Annotated in this window: 13 protein-coding genes; 5 read left to right on the forward strand and 8 right to left on the reverse strand. The window is 73.9% G+C overall.

What is annotated here, in order from left to right; translation table 11 throughout:
* Positions 1 to 330 precede the first annotated feature (330 nt).
* On the reverse strand, positions 331 to 918 hold the full coding sequence (locus K2224_RS02230) for a DUF2017 domain-containing protein (RefSeq protein WP_221904977.1): 588 nt from the start codon (positions 916 to 918) through the stop codon (positions 331 to 333).
* Positions 915 to 1247, reverse strand: a complete 333-nt coding sequence (clpS, locus tag K2224_RS02235) for an ATP-dependent Clp protease adapter ClpS (RefSeq protein ID WP_221904982.1) — start codon at positions 1245 to 1247, stop codon at positions 915 to 917. Before clpS ends, K2224_RS02230 begins: the two co-directional genes overlap by 4 nt.
* Before the next feature lie 163 nt (positions 1248 to 1410).
* Between clpS and K2224_RS02240 the strand changes: the two genes are divergently transcribed.
* Together K2224_RS02240 and K2224_RS02245 are read left to right on the forward strand one after the other, a co-directional pair.
* Positions 1411 to 2739: a nicotinate phosphoribosyltransferase gene (locus K2224_RS02240; RefSeq protein ID WP_221904984.1), complete on the forward strand. Its 1329-nt coding sequence runs from the start codon at positions 1411 to 1413 to the stop codon at positions 2737 to 2739.
* A gap of 127 nt (positions 2740 to 2866) precedes the next feature.
* Positions 2867 to 3463 carry an isochorismatase family protein gene (locus K2224_RS02245; protein ID WP_221904985.1) on the forward strand — a complete coding sequence of 199 codons (597 nt, stop codon included), beginning with the start codon at positions 2867 to 2869 and terminating at the stop codon, positions 3461 to 3463.
* 36 nt (positions 3464 to 3499) lie between these two features.
* Here the strand turns inward: K2224_RS02245 and K2224_RS02250 are convergent, their stop codons facing one another.
* On the reverse strand, positions 3500 to 3886 hold the full coding sequence (locus K2224_RS02250) for a hypothetical protein (RefSeq protein WP_221904987.1): 387 nt from the start codon (positions 3884 to 3886) through the stop codon (positions 3500 to 3502).
* A gap of 117 nt (positions 3887 to 4003) precedes the next feature.
* Positions 4004 to 6394, reverse strand: a complete 2391-nt coding sequence (locus K2224_RS02255; RefSeq protein ID WP_221904989.1) for an immune inhibitor A domain-containing protein — start codon at positions 6392 to 6394, stop codon at positions 4004 to 4006.
* 412 nt (positions 6395 to 6806) lie between these two features.
* Here K2224_RS02255 and K2224_RS02260 point away from each other — a divergent pair, with 412 nt between their 5' ends.
* Complete coding sequence (locus K2224_RS02260) at positions 6807 to 7115, forward strand: hypothetical protein (RefSeq protein WP_221904991.1); 309 nt, start codon at positions 6807 to 6809, stop codon at positions 7113 to 7115.
* 78 nt (positions 7116 to 7193) lie between these two features.
* On the opposite strand, the gene K2224_RS02265 is transcribed toward K2224_RS02260, so the two are convergent.
* Positions 7194 to 7976 (reverse strand): RDD family protein, encoded by a 783-nt coding sequence (locus tag K2224_RS02265; RefSeq protein ID WP_221904992.1) that lies wholly within the window; start codon positions 7974 to 7976, stop codon positions 7194 to 7196.
* A 105-nt stretch (positions 7977 to 8081) separates the two neighbouring features.
* Positions 8082 to 9599, reverse strand: a complete 1518-nt coding sequence (locus K2224_RS02270) for an RDD family protein (protein WP_221904994.1) — start codon at positions 9597 to 9599, stop codon at positions 8082 to 8084.
* Positions 9600 to 9850: 251 nt separating this feature from the next.
* On the opposite strand from K2224_RS02270, the gene K2224_RS02275 reads away from it, so the two are divergent.
* Entirely contained in the window at positions 9851 to 10324 is a 474-nt protein-coding gene (locus K2224_RS02275; protein WP_221904996.1) for an SsgA family sporulation/cell division regulator, read from the forward strand.
* An 80-nt stretch (positions 10325 to 10404) separates the two neighbouring features.
* Here K2224_RS02275 and K2224_RS02280 read toward each other — a convergent pair whose 3' ends face one another.
* Positions 10405 to 11865 carry an NAD(P)/FAD-dependent oxidoreductase gene (locus tag K2224_RS02280; protein ID WP_221904997.1) on the reverse strand — a complete coding sequence of 487 codons (1461 nt, stop codon included), beginning with the start codon at positions 11863 to 11865 and terminating at the stop codon, positions 10405 to 10407.
* A gap of 76 nt (positions 11866 to 11941) precedes the next feature.
* On the reverse strand, positions 11942 to 12229 hold the full coding sequence (locus K2224_RS02285; RefSeq protein ID WP_221904999.1) for a ribosomal protein L7/L12: 288 nt from the start codon (positions 12227 to 12229) through the stop codon (positions 11942 to 11944).
* A gap of 171 nt (positions 12230 to 12400) precedes the next feature.
* Here K2224_RS02285 and K2224_RS02290 point away from each other — a divergent pair, with 171 nt between their 5' ends.
* Entirely contained in the window at positions 12401 to 14062 is a 1662-nt protein-coding gene (locus K2224_RS02290; protein ID WP_221905000.1) for a hypothetical protein, read from the forward strand.
* Positions 14063 to 14090: the final 28 nt, after the last annotated feature.

The following is a 14090-nucleotide window of genomic DNA, read 5'->3' on the forward strand; positions in this document are numbered from 1 at the left end:
CATACCGATCCGGTTCTTCCCGGATCGGGTCCCGATCCCCCCGGATGGAGTCCTGCACGCCGACGGTCGGCCGGCTCAGCGCTCCCGCAGTGACAGGGGTGGCGTCACTGACGGCAGGTCGAGAACTTTTATCACGGCTCACCGGAAACCGACCAGGGAGGATGCGAATTGCCGCGCAGGAAAAACAGGACAAAGGGCGAAATACGCAACAGAGCACACGGGTGTGGTAACGCGATCGTTATCCGGATTTGAGCCTCCGCTGAGCGAACGCGGAAGGGGCCGGGCGAGCCCGCGCCGGTTCCGCGCCGGAGCCGCCCGCCGGCCCCGTGATCAGCCGGTCAGCGCCTCGACGAGCGTCTCCTGGAGGCCGCCGAGCCAGAAGTACGCCAGCACCATCGGCTTGCGCGGATCGCTGTCCGGCAGCCGCAGCAGCTCCCCGCCGTCCTCCTCGTCGGTGACCTCCAGCCGGGTGCCGATGGCGAGCCGGAGGTCGTTGAGCGCGCCCAGCCACTGCCGGCACTCGTCCGGCTTGAGCCGCAGCACCGCGCCGCCGCTCTCCGCCGTCAGCGCGTCCAGTGCGCGCACCAGCGCCAGGGCGTCCTCGCGCTTGCGGGCCCGCAGGTCGTTCTCGGTGTAGCGGCGGAACTCCGCGGCGGCGGCGCGCACATCGTCGTCCGGTACGAGGTCGGGGCCGCCGTAGGCGTCGGGGAAGAGCCGGGCGAGCACCGGGTCGGACGGCGGCTCACTGGGGCCCTCGGCGAACAGCGCGGCCAGCGGGTCGTCCCCGCCGGCGGGCTCGTCGCCCGGGCCGATCAGCTCCAGCAGCTGGACGGCCAGGCTGCGCAGGATGGAGATCTCGACCTCGTCGAGCGGGGCGGCGGCGCCGCCGCCGGGCAGCGGTTCGAACTGGCCGGTCATCCGCGGTCCTGCTGCAGCGTGGCCCACAGGCCGTAGCCGTGCATGGCCTGCACGTCGCGTTCCATTTCCTCGCGGCTGCCGCTGGAGACGATCGCGCGGCCCTTGTGGTGGACGTCGAGCATCAGCCGGTGCGCCTTGTCCTTGGAGTAGCCGAAGTACGTCTGGAAGACGTAGGAGACATAGCTCATGAGATTGACGGGGTCGTTGTGAACGACCGTGACCCACGGGACGTCCGGCTCCGGCACCGCGAAGGCGGCCTCCTCGGCCTCCGGGCGCTCGATCTCGACCGGGACGCTGAGGCTGCCGTGGTGCGGGCGGAGGGTGCTCATGGGTGACGGATGGGCGCTCACAGGGCCCATGCTGCCACCCGGGGGCGGGGGACGCACAAATGCCCCCGCGCACGGGCCGCGACGGGCGTGGCGCGCAGGGGCGCCGGGTGGACCGCGGACCACTATCGTCAAACTGACGAGTATGAGGGGTAGCATCTTCCCCATGAACACAGCAGACCTGGGGCTGCCGGTGGCCGTGCCGTCGACTGCGCTCTTCACCGACCAGTACGAACTCACCATGCTGCAGGCCGCGTTGCGGTCCGGGACCGCGGACCGGCGGTCGGTCTTCGAGGTCTTCACCCGACGGCTGCCGGAGGGGCGCCGCTACGGCGTGGTGGCCGGCACCGGGCGGGTGCTGGACACGGTGGAGAACTTCCGCTTCGACGACACCATCCTGGGCTTCCTGCGGGAGCGCGGCATCCTCGACGGGCCGACCCTGGACTGGCTGGCCGACTACCGCTTCCGCGGCGACATCTGGGGCTACCCGGAGGGCGAGGTCTACTTCCCCGGTTCGCCGATCATGCGCGTCGAGGGCACCTTCGCCGAGGCGGTGGTGCTGGAGACGGTGATCCTGTCGATCCTCAACCACGACTCGGCGGTGGCCGCGGCCGCCTCCCGGATGGCGGTGGCGGCCGGCGACCGGCCGCTGATGGAGATGGGCGCCCGGCGCACCCACGAGCTCTCGGCGGTGGCCGCGGCCCGCGCCGCGTACGTCGGCGGCTTCCACGTCACCTCCGACCTCGCGGCCGGCTTCCGCTACAACATCCCCACCGTCGGCACCAGCGCGCACGCCTTCACCCTGCTCCACGACAGCGAGCGGGACGCCTTCACCGCGCAGGTCGAGACGCTGGGCAGCGGGACCACGCTGCTGGTGGACACCTTCGACGTCACCGAGGCGGTGCGCACCGCCGTGGAGGTGGCCGGGCCGGGCCTCGGCGCGGTGCGGATCGACTCCGGCGACCTGCTGCTGATCGCCCACCGGGTGCGCCAGCAGCTGGACGAGCTGGGCGCCACCAAGACCAGGATCGTGGTCACCAGCGACCTGGACGAGTACGCCATCGCCTCGCTGGCCGCCGCGCCGGTGGACGCGTACGGCGTCGGCACCCAGCTGGTGACCGGCAGCGGGCACCCGACCTGCTCGATGGTCTACAAGCTGGTGGCGCGGGCGGACAGCGACGAGCCGGGCGCGCCGCTGCGGCCGGTGGCGAAGAAGTCGATGGGCGCCAAGTCCTCGGTGGGCGGCCGCAAGTGGGCGGCGCGCCGGCCGGACGAGCACGGGGTGGCGGAGGCCGAGGTGGTCGGCACCGGCCCGGTGCCGGCCGGGCTGACCGACCGGCTGCTCCAGGTGCCGCTGGTCAGCGGCGGCAAGGTGGTGGCCCGGGAGCCGCTGGACGCCGCCCGGGACCGCCACATCGCGGCCCGCGCCGGGCTGCCGCTGTCGGCCACGCAGCTCTCCCGCGGGGAGCCGGTGCTGCCCACCGAGTTCGTCTGAGCCGCGCGGGCGGCGGGCGGGGTGCGGCGGGGCCGCCCGCACCCCTCCCGCGCCGCGCCCGCAGTGGCTACCCTCGGTCACACCAGACCTCGCGCCCCCTTCGAACCCCAGCCGGAAGGCACGCACCATGCACCGGGCACTGATCGTCGTCGACGTACAGAACGACTTCTGTGAGGGCGGCAGCCTCGCGGTCGCGGGCGGCGCGGACGTCGCGGCGGCCATCACCGATCTGGTGGGCGCCGCGGCCGGCAGCGGCTACCGCCACGTGGTGGCCACCCGCGACCACCACGTCGACCCGGGCGACCACTTCTCCGACCGCCCCGACTACCGCGCATCCTGGCCCGCGCACTGCGTGGCCGGCACCGAGGGCAGCGGCTTCCACCCGAACTTCGCACCGGCGATCGCCTCCGGCGCGGTCGACGCGGTCTTCTCCAAGGGCGCCCACACGGCCGCGTACAGCGGCTTCGAGGGCACCGACGAGCACGGCACCCCGCTCGCGCGGTGGCTGCGCGAGCGGGGGGTCACCGAGGTCGACGTGGTGGGTATCGCCACGGATCACTGTGTGCGGGCCACCGCGCTGGACGCCGTCCACGAAGGGTTCGCCACGCGGGTGCTGCTGGACCTGACGGCCGGGGTGGCCGCCGAGAGCACCGAGGCGGCCCTCGCCGAGCTCCGCGCGGCGGGGGCGGAGCTGAGCGGCAAGCCGGTGGTGGCCGGGGGCTGAGCGGGCCCGTGTCGCGGCCCGCTCAGCCACTCGTCCTCAGACGCCGGACGGGCTCGGAGTGCCGGACGGGCTGGTCGCGGCGCCGGACGTCCTCTGGCGCAGCAGGGCGCGTATCGGGTGCCAGGACTCGGTGTCGTCGTCGGGGGTCTCGCGCCAGACCAGGCCGTCGGGGTGGTGGAGGACCGCGGTGACCTCGTCGGGGGTCGGCGGCTCGGTGTTGCCGCGCAGGTAGACGGCCCGCAGGCCGAGGTTGCGCAGCCTGGTCAGGGCGCGCTGGCGGTTCACCGCGTGCACCAGGACCCGGATGCGGCAGCCGCCGTCGTAGGGCCCGCAGAGCGGTCCGTGGTCCGGCCTGGGCAGCGAGAGGGCGACCACCACGCTTCCGCCGGGAAGCCTGATGAACCCGCCTCTGGTCCTCGTCATATCTCCCCCGTGAGACTCGGCGTCAACAAGGAACTGTAGGACGCATCTAAACGCCTATCGGCCGCCGCCCGCTAGGGGGCGGCGGCCGACAACGCCGTGACCTGCGACTTTTACTTTTTACTTACTCGCAGGGCCGACCGTGAGGAGCACCGTCGAGCCGTCCCGGGCCTCCTTGGTGATCGAGATCTTGGTGTTGGTGTCAGGAACGATCACCCCGCCGGTGGGGTTCGCCTTGTCGTAGTAGACGCCGTGGCGGTCGTCGAAGACCCGCACCCCGGGCTTGGACCTGATCTTCACCGTGGCGCCGTCCTTGTGGAGCGTGAGGGCGTCCGTCCGGGCTCCGGTGAAGGTCGCGTCGTAGGTCTGGAAGCGGTTGCGCATCAGGGTGCCGTCGGCCCAGCGCTCGGCCGCCGGGTGCGCGTCGACCGGGAGGATCCGCCCGACGCCGGGGTGCACACCGACGTTGTTGTCCCGCTGCGAGGTGTCCCAGAGCCAGATCAGCACGCCGTTCTGGAAGGGGAAGTGCTCGACCCAGCCCGGCCGGGAGGTCTTCCAACCGAAGTTGTACGGGCCGGACTTCAGGGTCTTGTCGTAGGACACGTACTGGCGGTTCTCGGCGAGGTAGTACTGCGGGTAGTCCTTGGTGAAGGACGAGCCGATCCGCGAGAAGCCCTTGCTGGTCCAGCCGTTGTCGCCGTGCTCGGCGTCGTCGGTGAACAGCGGGGCGCCGTCGGCGGTGACGGTGAGGGCGTCGGCGGTGAAGCCCTTCAGGGCGACGCCGCCGTCGGTCTGGTAGCGGAAGCGCAGGCCGATCTTCTTGCCGGCGTAGGCGTCCAGCGGGAAGGCCAGGTCCTGCGGGGCGGTGACGGTGCCGGTCAGCGCGGGCTTGCCGGAGGCGTCGCGCGGCAGCGGCGCGCCGTTCGCGGTGCCGTCCAGGGGCGTCCAGTCGGCACCGCCGTCGGTGGAGACCTCGGTGTAGACGGAGTCGTAGTCCTTCTCGGTGTCCCACCAGCCCTTGAGGGTGAGCGCCGCACGGGACTTGCCGGTGAGGTCCACCGTCCGGGTCAGGGTGTTGGAGAGGTCGTCGCCCATCCCGCTCCACCACTGCGTGGCGCCCTCGGCGGGCCTGACGATCTCGGTGGTGACCTTCTTGGCCGGCAGGTCGACGACCAGCGCCTGCTTGTTCCTGGTGTTGTACTCGGCGACGCCCAGGGTGTGCCGGGACGGCGTGGCGGCCTTGGCGGTGGCGTAGTTGAGCCAGCCCAGTTGGAGCTTGTCCCAGGCGCTCATGTCGCCGGGCAGGTCGCCGATGGCGCCCTTTCCGCGGCCGAGCCAGGAGCCGGCCGACATCAACGACCAGAAGTCCACCGAGGATTCGCCCTTGCCGGTGGTGTCGTACTCGTCCGGCAGGCCCAGGTCGTGGCCGTACTCGTGGGCGAAGACGCCGAGTCCGCCGTTCTCCGGCTGCATGGTGTAGTCGCCGACCCAGAAGCCGGTGTCGCCGATCTGGGTGCCGCCGGCCTTGTTGCCCGCGGGGCCCGTCTTGCCGGCGTCGGTGCCGTACGCGTACCAGCGGTGCGCCCAGATGGCGTCGGTCTTCTGGGCGCCGCCGCCGGCCGACTCGTCCTCACCGGCGTGCACGATCTGGAAGTGGTCGATGTAGCCGTCGGGCTCGTTGAAGTTGCCGTTGTGGTTGTAGTCGTTGCGGTCCCACTGGTCGTACTGGGCCAGGTCGGCCTTGATCTGGGCGTCGGTGCGGCCCTTGGCCTTCTGGTCGGTGACCCACTGGTTGACCGCGTCGCGGATCAGGTCCCAGGCGCTGGGGCAGTTGGTGGAGCCGCAGTAGTTGGAGCCGTAGCGGGCCTCGTTCCACGGGACCCGGACCCAGTCGGAGACCTGGCCGTTCACGGAGTAGCGGCCCGAGGACTGCTTCTCGTAGTACTTGGCCAGCGACTCCTTCTTCTTGTCGTGCGAGAAGTAGAGGTCCTGGTAGTGCTGCCGGTTGTAATCCGCCTGCCAGGCCGTGCTGTTGTCGTTCGCGCGGTCCGGCTTCGCTATCCGGTTGTGGGCCGGGCCGGGGGTGCCGCCGTACTTCTTGACCGGCGGCAGCGGACCGTCGCCGTCCGGGTCGTACATCGTGGTGTCGTCGACCTTGTCACCGAAGTCCACGAGGATGGTGAAGATCTTGTCGGTCTTCTCCCGGGCCAGCTCGACGTACTTGCCCTTGCCGAGCCTGACGACCTTGGAGCCCCCGCGCTCGGTCGCCTCGGCGTCGCCGGATATGACCTGCTGGAGCGCCTCGGTGCGCTGGGCACGCTGACGGTCGCTGAACGGGCCCTTGAGGTCGTGGGCGTCGGCCCGCTCGGGGGCCGGGTCCTGGCGGACGGTGGACGCGACGGACGGCCGGGCGTCGGCCGCGGCCACCCCGGTCGAGAGAACGGCCGCCCCGGTGGCGGCGATTGCCGTGGCCAGGGCGGCCGTTCCGAACAGTCTTCGGTGGTGTCTCACTTGGCGAAGTCCTCCCCTTCAACTGGCCGATGCTGGAGGGCATTCGACCGGATGTGGGGAAGAAAAGACAGATCTTGACGTGTGTGTGCACGCCCAAGTACGTTATCCGGCTTGGTTTTCACAGCTATCGGACAGCGGACGCATAGCTTCCGGATGGTTCGGCGGCCCGGCAGGCCGCCCGGAGGGATATGCCCGACGGGCATGCGCCCCACCGCCCAGCAGGCCGGATGCCGCCCCGGGCGGCCGTGCCGGACCGCTCCGCGACCGTGCCGTGCGCCCCCGTGCTCCGGGACGGTGGGTAAGGTCACGCTTACCTTCCGTTCCGCCCGGGCACAAGGAATCGTAGGCTCGTTCGGCGGCGCGCCGCCGGGCGTCCCACACCCCCGCCGACCCTCCGAGGACGGATTCCGCCATGCCTCGTCCGACCGCCACCCAGCTCGTCTACGGTTCGGCCACGGTCTTTCTCTCCACCCTCGCGATGCTGCTGCTCTCGCAGACGCAGACCGGGATCGGGGCCGCGGTCATCGCCCTGGCCGGCCTCGGGCTCGGGCTGCTGGTCGCCATGACGGTGCCCATGCCGGGGATGTCGCGGGTGGTGCGCCGCGGCGGCGCGGGCGCCCCGGCCCCCGAGGGAGCCGCCCCGCTGCGGGCCGTGCCGCCCCCGGCCGGGCAGCGGCAGCGGCCGCGCGCCGGGGCCCGGGTCGGCGAGCACACCCGCTGAACCCGGACGCCTGACGCCTCGTCAGGTCCCCTGTCCCTTACGGAAATCTCCCCGTAAGGGAGTCTTCCCGTAAGGGAATCAGTCCGTCGCGACCACCACCGTGCGGGCCGCCTTGTCGTGCAGGCACTGGTGGTACGGCTGGTCCCAGGTGCACCACAGGACGTTGACCAGCCAGAAGATGAAGCCGCAGCACGGGACGATCTCCGGCAGGGTGTAGACCGCGGCCCGGGTCCAGGCGGCCTGCGGGGTCGGGATCGAGCCGTCGGCGAGCATCGCGACCCGGATCCGCATCGCCATCTTGCCGACCGTCTGACCGCGGGTGCTCAGCATCACCCCCTCGTAGATCAGGTACACCAGCATCGCCACGCCGGACACCGTCGCCTGCTTGCTGGTCTCCGCGCTGGTGGTGCTGAAGTAGTCCACCCAGCCGACGATCGCGCTCATGATCAGGGTGACCGGGACGCCGATGATGATCGCGTCGATGATCCGGGCCAGCAGCCGCTTGCCGCGGTTGGCCAGCGGCGGCATTCCGGCCAGGGGATCGGCCCCGTACTCCCCCGAGCCGTAGGGGCCGCCTCCCGAGGGCCCGCCGTACGGGCCGCCGCCGTAGGACGGCGGGGGGCCGGCACCGGGGGGCGGCGGGGGCGGGGCGCCGCCCGGGGGTGGAGCGCCGCCCGGCGGCGGGGGGCCGGCGGGCGGCGGAGGACCGGCGCCCTCGCCCGGGCCGGCGCCGTGCGGGGAGCCGTTGCGCGGGGCGTCGTCGTGCGGAGCGCCGCCCGCCGGGGGCTCCTGCGGCTGCTTCAGGAACGGATCGTTCTCGGGCGGTTCACCGGGGCCGGGCCGGGGCTGGTCGGTACTCATGGCCCGAGTCGACCGCCTGCGGCCGGGCGCCGCATCCGGCGGAGTCCGATCGGGGTACCCGGGCCGTCAGGGCGGGTGACGGCCCGGGGAACGACCGGGTGACGGTCAGTCGGCCGCCGCCTCGGAGGCGACGAAGGTACGGGCCGCCTTGTCGTGCCAGCACTGCCGCCACGGCTTGTCGAACACGCACCACAGGGCGTTGACCACGCCGACCACGACGACCCCGAGCACGCCGTAGACCAGCCAGCGCTTGACCGCCTGCGCGGTCTCCGGCGTGTCGTGGCTCTCGATGTCCAGCACCCGCAGGCCGCAGAGCTTCTTGCCCAGCGTGCGGCCCCACTTGAGGGTCGGCAGCACCTCGTAGAGGCCGCCGCCGATCAGGACGACGGCCAGGATCGTCAGGAAGACGGGGGCGGTGGTGCCGTCGACCAGATACACCGTCACCTGGCGGCCGGACTGCTTGGCCGCCTCGACCTTGGCGTCGATGTGGTCGGTGACCGTGGACCACAGGGGCAGCGCCACCGCGAGGGTGACCAGGGCCAGCACCGCGGTGTCGATCAGCCGGGCCGCCAGCCGGCGGCCGAGCGGCGCCGGGTGGCCCTGGGCGGCCTGCGCGGCGGCGAAGAAGACGTCGGCGGTCGGCGGCTTCCAGGGGATGACGCCGTCGTCGCCGGCGGCGCCCTGCGCCGGGAAGGCGGGCGAGGGCGCCGGGGCGGCGGCCGGGGGCTGCTGGGCGGCCTGCGGCGGGGCCGGGCGGGGCGCCTGCGGGGCCGGCGGCTGCTGGGCGGACGGCTGCTGGGACGGCGTCCCGGTGGCGGGCAGGGACTGCGGCGCGCCGCCGGCCGGGCCGGCCGCGGGCCGCTCGCCCGCCGGCAGCCGGAAGGCCATCGTCTCGTTGCGGGCCGCCGGGCGGCCGCCCTCGCCGGCGTCCGGCCGGACCGCGCGGAAGGCGGTGGTGCCGTGGTCCGCGGCGGGCGCCTTGCCGGCGGCGTCCCCGGCGGCGGCGTTCTGGGGCCGGACCGCGCGGATCGCGGTGGTCCCCTGATCGCCGGAACCGCGGCGGGCCCCGGGGTCCACGGCGCGGATGGTGACCGTCCCGTCGGCCGGGGCGTCCGGCGCGGACGGGGCGGCGCCGGGCGCCTCGCCGGCCGCGGCCCGGTCGGTCTCCGCCGTGCGCTGCGGCGGGAGCGCGCCCCAGGAGGCGCCGCCGGCCGGCGCGCCGCCGGGGGCCTGGCCGGGCGCGCCCCAGGAGACCCGGCCGTCCTCGCCGAAGCCGGACTGCCGGGCGGCGTCGGCGTGCCAGCCGGACGCCCCCTCCGGGCCGCCGCCGCTCGCGCCGGGGGCCTCGGCGTCGTCGTGCGGGCGCACGACCGCGTGTCCGGCGCCGGACGGGCCGGCCTCGTCCAGGAAGACCGGGCCGGTCTCCTCGACGGCGGCGGGGGCCGCCGGAGCCGTGCCGGGCGGCGGCGCCGGCATCGGCTCGCCCTCGGCGGGGGCCGGGCGGCTGGTGCCCGGCACCCATGCGGCACCGTTCCAGTACCGGATGTAGCCGGGGATGGACGGGTCCGGGTAGAAGCCTGGCGTGGGGCTGCCGCCGGCGGATCCTGAGGTAGGGGCGCTCATGTCCGAAGTCCCGTATCTGTTCTCGGCCTGGAGGGTGTCGGGGTGCAGTCTGCCGCAACCGGGCGTCCACATCCATCGGGCCCCGGGTCGCAACCGTGTTCTTCCCCTGCCCCGGGAACCACAGGGAACTCAAGGGAACTCAGCGGAAAAAACTTCTCCGAAGTCGTGTAAGAGTCCGGCCGCCGGCCGCTCTCTCCCGGTGCGGGTCCGCGCACGGGCCCGCGCAGGGAGCCGGAGAGAGGCGGAGAGAGATGCACACCTCGGTGGAACGCGAACTGGAACTGAACATGGTCCTGTCGCCGGAGCGCAGCATTCCGGTGCCGGCCCGGCTGGTCTACCGGACGGACGACCCGTACGCCGTCCATGTCACCTTCCACGTCGGGTCGGACGCCCCGGTCCACTGGACGTTCGCCCGCGAACTGCTCGTCGAGGGCGTGTTCCGGCCGTCCGGCGAGGGCGACGTGCGGGTCTGGCCGACGAAGCTGGACGGCCGCAGCCTGGTCTGCATGGCGCTGTCCTCGCCGGACGGCGACGCGCTGCTGGAAGCGCCTGCCGCCGCGGTGTCGGCCTGGCTGGAGCGCACCCTGCGGATCGTGCCGCCGGGCTCGGAGGGCCCGCACCTCGGTCTCGACAAAGGGCTGAGCGCGCTGCTCGCGCTGGCCTCCCGGGACGACGCCGGGCCGACCGACCCCTGGCCGGCGGACGGGGCCGAGCCGGGGGCGTGAGGGTGGCGCCGCGCCGCATCCGGCGCGCCGCCCGGCCGGCGGGGGACCACCGCGGCGCGGGGACGGGGCCCGGCCCCCGTTCAGTCGCCGCGGTACGTCTCCAGCAGCCGCAGCCAGACCTCGCTGATCGTCGGGTAGGCCGGGACCGCGTGCCAGAGGCGTGCGATCGGGACCTCGCCGGCGACCGCGACGGTGGCCGAGTGCAGCAGCTCGCCGACGCCCGGCCCGACGAAGGTGGCGCCCAGCAGCACCTCGCGGTCCAGGTCGACGACCATCCGGGCGCGGCCGCGGTAGCCGTCGGCGTACAGGAACGCGCCGGCCACCGCGCCCAGGTCGTGGTCGACGACGCGGATCCGGTACCCGGCGCGCTCGGCCTCGGCGGCGCTCAGGCCCACCGCGGCGGCCTCGGGGTCGCTGAAGACGACCTGGGGGACGGCGTGCCGGTCCGCGCTGGCGCTGTGCGCGCCCCAGCGGTCGGACTCCAGGACCGGGACCCCGAGGGCCCGGGCGGCGATCGCGGCGCCGGCGATCCGGGCCTGGTACTTGCCCTGGTGGGTGAGGAGGGCGCGGTGGTTGACGTCGCCGGCGGCGTAGAGCCAGCCGCCGGGCACGCCGGTGACCCGCAGGGTCTCGTCCACCTCCAGCCAGCCGCCCGGCGTCAGGCCGACGGTCTCCAGCCCCAGGTCCTCGGTGCGCGGGGCGCGGCCGGTCGCGATCAGCAGCTCGTCGGCGATGAGCGCGTCCCCCGTGCCGAGGTGGACGGTGAACGGCCGGCCCGGTGCCTCCCGCCGCACCTCGCGCACGGCCACGCCGGTCCGCAGGGTCACCCCCGCCTCGGCCAGCGACTCGGCGACCAACTGCCCGGCGAACGGCTCCATACGGGGCAGCAGACCGTCGCCGCGCACCAGGAGCGTCACCGCGGCGCCCAGCGCCCGCCAGGCGGTCGCCATCTCGACGCCCACCACCCCGCCGCCGACGATCACCAGCCGGCCCGGCACGGACTTGGCGCTGGTGGCGTCCCGGCTGGTCCACGGCCCGGCCTCGGCCAGCCCGGGGACGTCCGGCAGCACCGGCCGGCTGCCGGTGCAGACCGCGACCGCGTGCCGGGCGACCAGTGTCCGTCCGCCGTCGACGGCCACCCGCCGCGGCCCGACCAGCCGCCCCCGGCCGCGGACGAGGTCGATGCCGGCGGAGTCCAGCCAGCGGACCTGCCCGTCGTCCTTCCAGTAGGAGACGATCGCGTCGCGGTGGGCGAGGACGGCGGGCGCGTCCAGCGGCCCGGCCGCCGCGTCCCTCAGCCCCGGCACCCGGCGTGCCTCGGAGCGGGCGGTGACCGGACGCAGCAGCGCCTTGCTGGGCATGCAGGCCCAGTAGGAGCACTCGCCGCCGACGAGTTCGTGCTCCACCAGCACCGCGCTCAGACCGCCGGCGTGCACCCGGTCGGCGAGGTTCTCGCCGGTCGGCCCGCCGCCCAGCACGATGACGTCGTAGGTGTCGGCGGCGGCCGCTTCCGTCGCCTCGCTCGTCCGGTTCGCTGACATCGGCGCTCGCTCCCTGCCGCGCATGGGGTGGGCCGGGTCCCCGGGCCCTCACCGACATCCTCTTCCCGGCGTGGGCTCACCGCATCCGGCGTTCGACGGCCTCCTTCGCCTCGACGAGACCGGCGCCGGTCAGCTCGCGGTAGAGCTTGATCGCCGCGATCTTCTTGTCCTGCGCGAGCAGCGCGTCGATCTCGGCCATCCGCGCGTCCGGCACCTCCTCCACCCCGAGGTGGGCCATCACCAGGTCCACCTTCCGCTCCAGCCGCGCCAACCGCCGCTCCAGCGGCTTGGTACGGCGGTCGAGGGAGGTGACGAGCATGGCGACGGCCAGCACGAAGACGGCGAACGCGGTGTAGGTGTTCATGCCAGAAATCCTAGGGCTCGACGACCTGCTGCACGGCCCGCGTCCCGCTCCCGGCCACTCCCCCGCCCAGACTCCCTTGAGAACCAAGGGACTTGCCCGACCGGAACGAGCCGGCTCCTCTAGGGTCGACTCCGATCACCGACTGCACGGGGGAACGCGATGGACGACCGCATGGACGAGCGCACGGACGACCGCGGGGACGGCCTCATACCGGACGCGGCCGGCACCGCGCCGGACGGCACACCCGCCTACCTGGCGGGCCGGCACGCCCCGGAGGGCTCGCCCGCCCACCGGCTCCACCTCTGGATCGAGCGCCTGCACGACCTCATGACCCTCTACGCCGAGCAGTTCGTCCACGACGACTGGGAGCACGACTACAGCGCCCGTTCCCTGCCGGAGGTGGAGCGGGCACTGCTCGACTCCTGCTCCGTCGACGACGGCGACGACGACGCCACCCCGCTCCACATCGAGGCCGTGGCCGCCTACCTGGGCGAGACCCTGCTCCAGGAGGCGGGCGGCCGCTGGGACTGGGACGCGACCGCGGGCACCGACGGCCTGCCCGTCGTCCGCCCCGACCCGGCCCTCGGCCACCCGCCGGTCGTGCCACTGCTCGTCGTCGGCCAGGCGCTGCGCGAGGCGTCGGGGCAGGTCCTCGCCACGGCGGCGCGGCTGCTGCGCAGGGCGGTCAGGGCCCGTCAGCGGGAGCATCCCGAGTGGTGGCCGCAGCAGGTCCGCACGCCGTGGGTGCACGCCGGGGCGGTCCACTCGGCCTGCCGCACCCCGGAGCGCTGGCGGAACGCGCGCATGGTCGACCACCTCCGCTGGTGGGCGGAGCAGGCCGGCGGCCGCGACCGCTGGCTCTTCGCCCCGGCCTCCCTGGACGCCATGGAGGCGCTGCTGCGCCAGCACTTCCGCACCGTCGAGGACTACGACCGGGTCGCCGACGAACCCTTCTGGATCATGGCCGCCTGGTACGTGGGCCAGTACGTCGTCCACAACAAGGGCGCCCTGTGGCAGTACCGCGAGGTCGACCCCGACGCCCCGCCGGGCACGTCGCACGCGGCGGACGACCCCTGGACCGGCAGCGTCTTCGTCAGCCAGCGGCTGCGCTACGACGGCCACGCCGAACACCCCTGGGCGATGCTGCGCGAGGCGGTCGCCGGCCAGGACCTGCGGGAGATCGTGGACCGCTTCCCCGACGCCCGCCCGCACCGCGTGCGCACCGGACGCGGGACCTGGCCCGAACAACTCTGGGACCAGGCCCGCCCGGAGCACCTGGCTCCGCCGGCCCTCCCGCCGCTCACGGACGCGGAGTCGGCGGAACTGGCCGCGGCCGACGACCTGGGCGCCCCGGACTGGTACCACAACCACCGGCTCGACACCTGGCTCGCCGCACGGCGCGACGCCTTCCCCGCCTGGGCCGAGGCGGCGGGCGGCACCCCCGCGGACTGGGACTTCTCCCCCGCCTCCCTGGACCGGCTCGAAGCCCTGGTGCGCGCCCGCTTCACCACCTACGAGCAGATGGTGGCCGCGAAGGAGGAACCGTTCCTGGCCGGCGCCGCCTGGTACCTCGGCGAGGTCCAGGTCAGAACGTGCGGCGCCGTCTGGCGCTGCCGCCCGCAACCCCCCACCGACCCCGACAACCCCTACGACGTCCCCATGGTCGAGGCCCCCCGCACCGAACCGGACGAGGACGAGGACCGGGACGAGGACCGGGACGACGAGGACGACGAGGAGTACGTCCACCTCTGCGACCCGCCGGGCACCCTGCGCGCACTGCTCCTGAACGGCCCGGCGGAGCGCCTCCGGGACGCGCTGGAGGCGTACGGCTGAGGAGTTCGGGGCCGCCGGCCGCCGGCCC

Origin of the sequence: Streptomyces sp. BHT-5-2 (assembly GCF_019774615.1) — a bacterium.
In the GTDB taxonomy this organism is placed as follows: Bacteria; Actinomycetota; Actinomycetes; order Streptomycetales; family Streptomycetaceae; genus Streptomyces.

Excerpts from the sequence above, each read along its gene's own strand:
- K2224_RS02230 (WP_221904977.1), bottom strand. The coding sequence starts at position 918 with ATGACCGGCCAGTTCGAACCGCTGCCCGGCGGCGGCGCCGCCGCCCCG.
- clpS (WP_221904982.1), bottom strand. The coding sequence starts at position 1,247 with ATGAGCACCCTCCGCCCGCACCACGGCAGCCTCAGCGTCCCGGTCGAG.
- K2224_RS02240 (WP_221904984.1), top strand. The coding sequence starts at position 1,411 with ATGAACACAGCAGACCTGGGGCTGCCGGTGGCCGTGCCGTCGACTGCG.
- K2224_RS02245 (WP_221904985.1), top strand. The coding sequence starts at position 2,867 with ATGCACCGGGCACTGATCGTCGTCGACGTACAGAACGACTTCTGTGAG.
- K2224_RS02250 (WP_221904987.1), bottom strand. The coding sequence starts at position 3,886 with ATGACGAGGACCAGAGGCGGGTTCATCAGGCTTCCCGGCGGAAGCGTG.
- K2224_RS02260 (WP_221904991.1), top strand. The coding sequence starts at position 6,807 with ATGCCTCGTCCGACCGCCACCCAGCTCGTCTACGGTTCGGCCACGGTC.
- K2224_RS02265 (WP_221904992.1), bottom strand. The coding sequence starts at position 7,976 with ATGAGTACCGACCAGCCCCGGCCCGGCCCCGGTGAACCGCCCGAGAAC.
- K2224_RS02270 (WP_221904994.1), bottom strand. The coding sequence starts at position 9,599 with ATGAGCGCCCCTACCTCAGGATCCGCCGGCGGCAGCCCCACGCCAGGC.
- K2224_RS02275 (WP_221904996.1), top strand. The coding sequence starts at position 9,851 with ATGCACACCTCGGTGGAACGCGAACTGGAACTGAACATGGTCCTGTCG.
- K2224_RS02280 (WP_221904997.1), bottom strand. The coding sequence starts at position 11,865 with ATGTCAGCGAACCGGACGAGCGAGGCGACGGAAGCGGCCGCCGCCGAC.
- K2224_RS02285 (WP_221904999.1), bottom strand. The coding sequence starts at position 12,229 with ATGAACACCTACACCGCGTTCGCCGTCTTCGTGCTGGCCGTCGCCATG.
- K2224_RS02290 (WP_221905000.1), top strand. The coding sequence starts at position 12,401 with ATGGACGAGCGCACGGACGACCGCGGGGACGGCCTCATACCGGACGCG.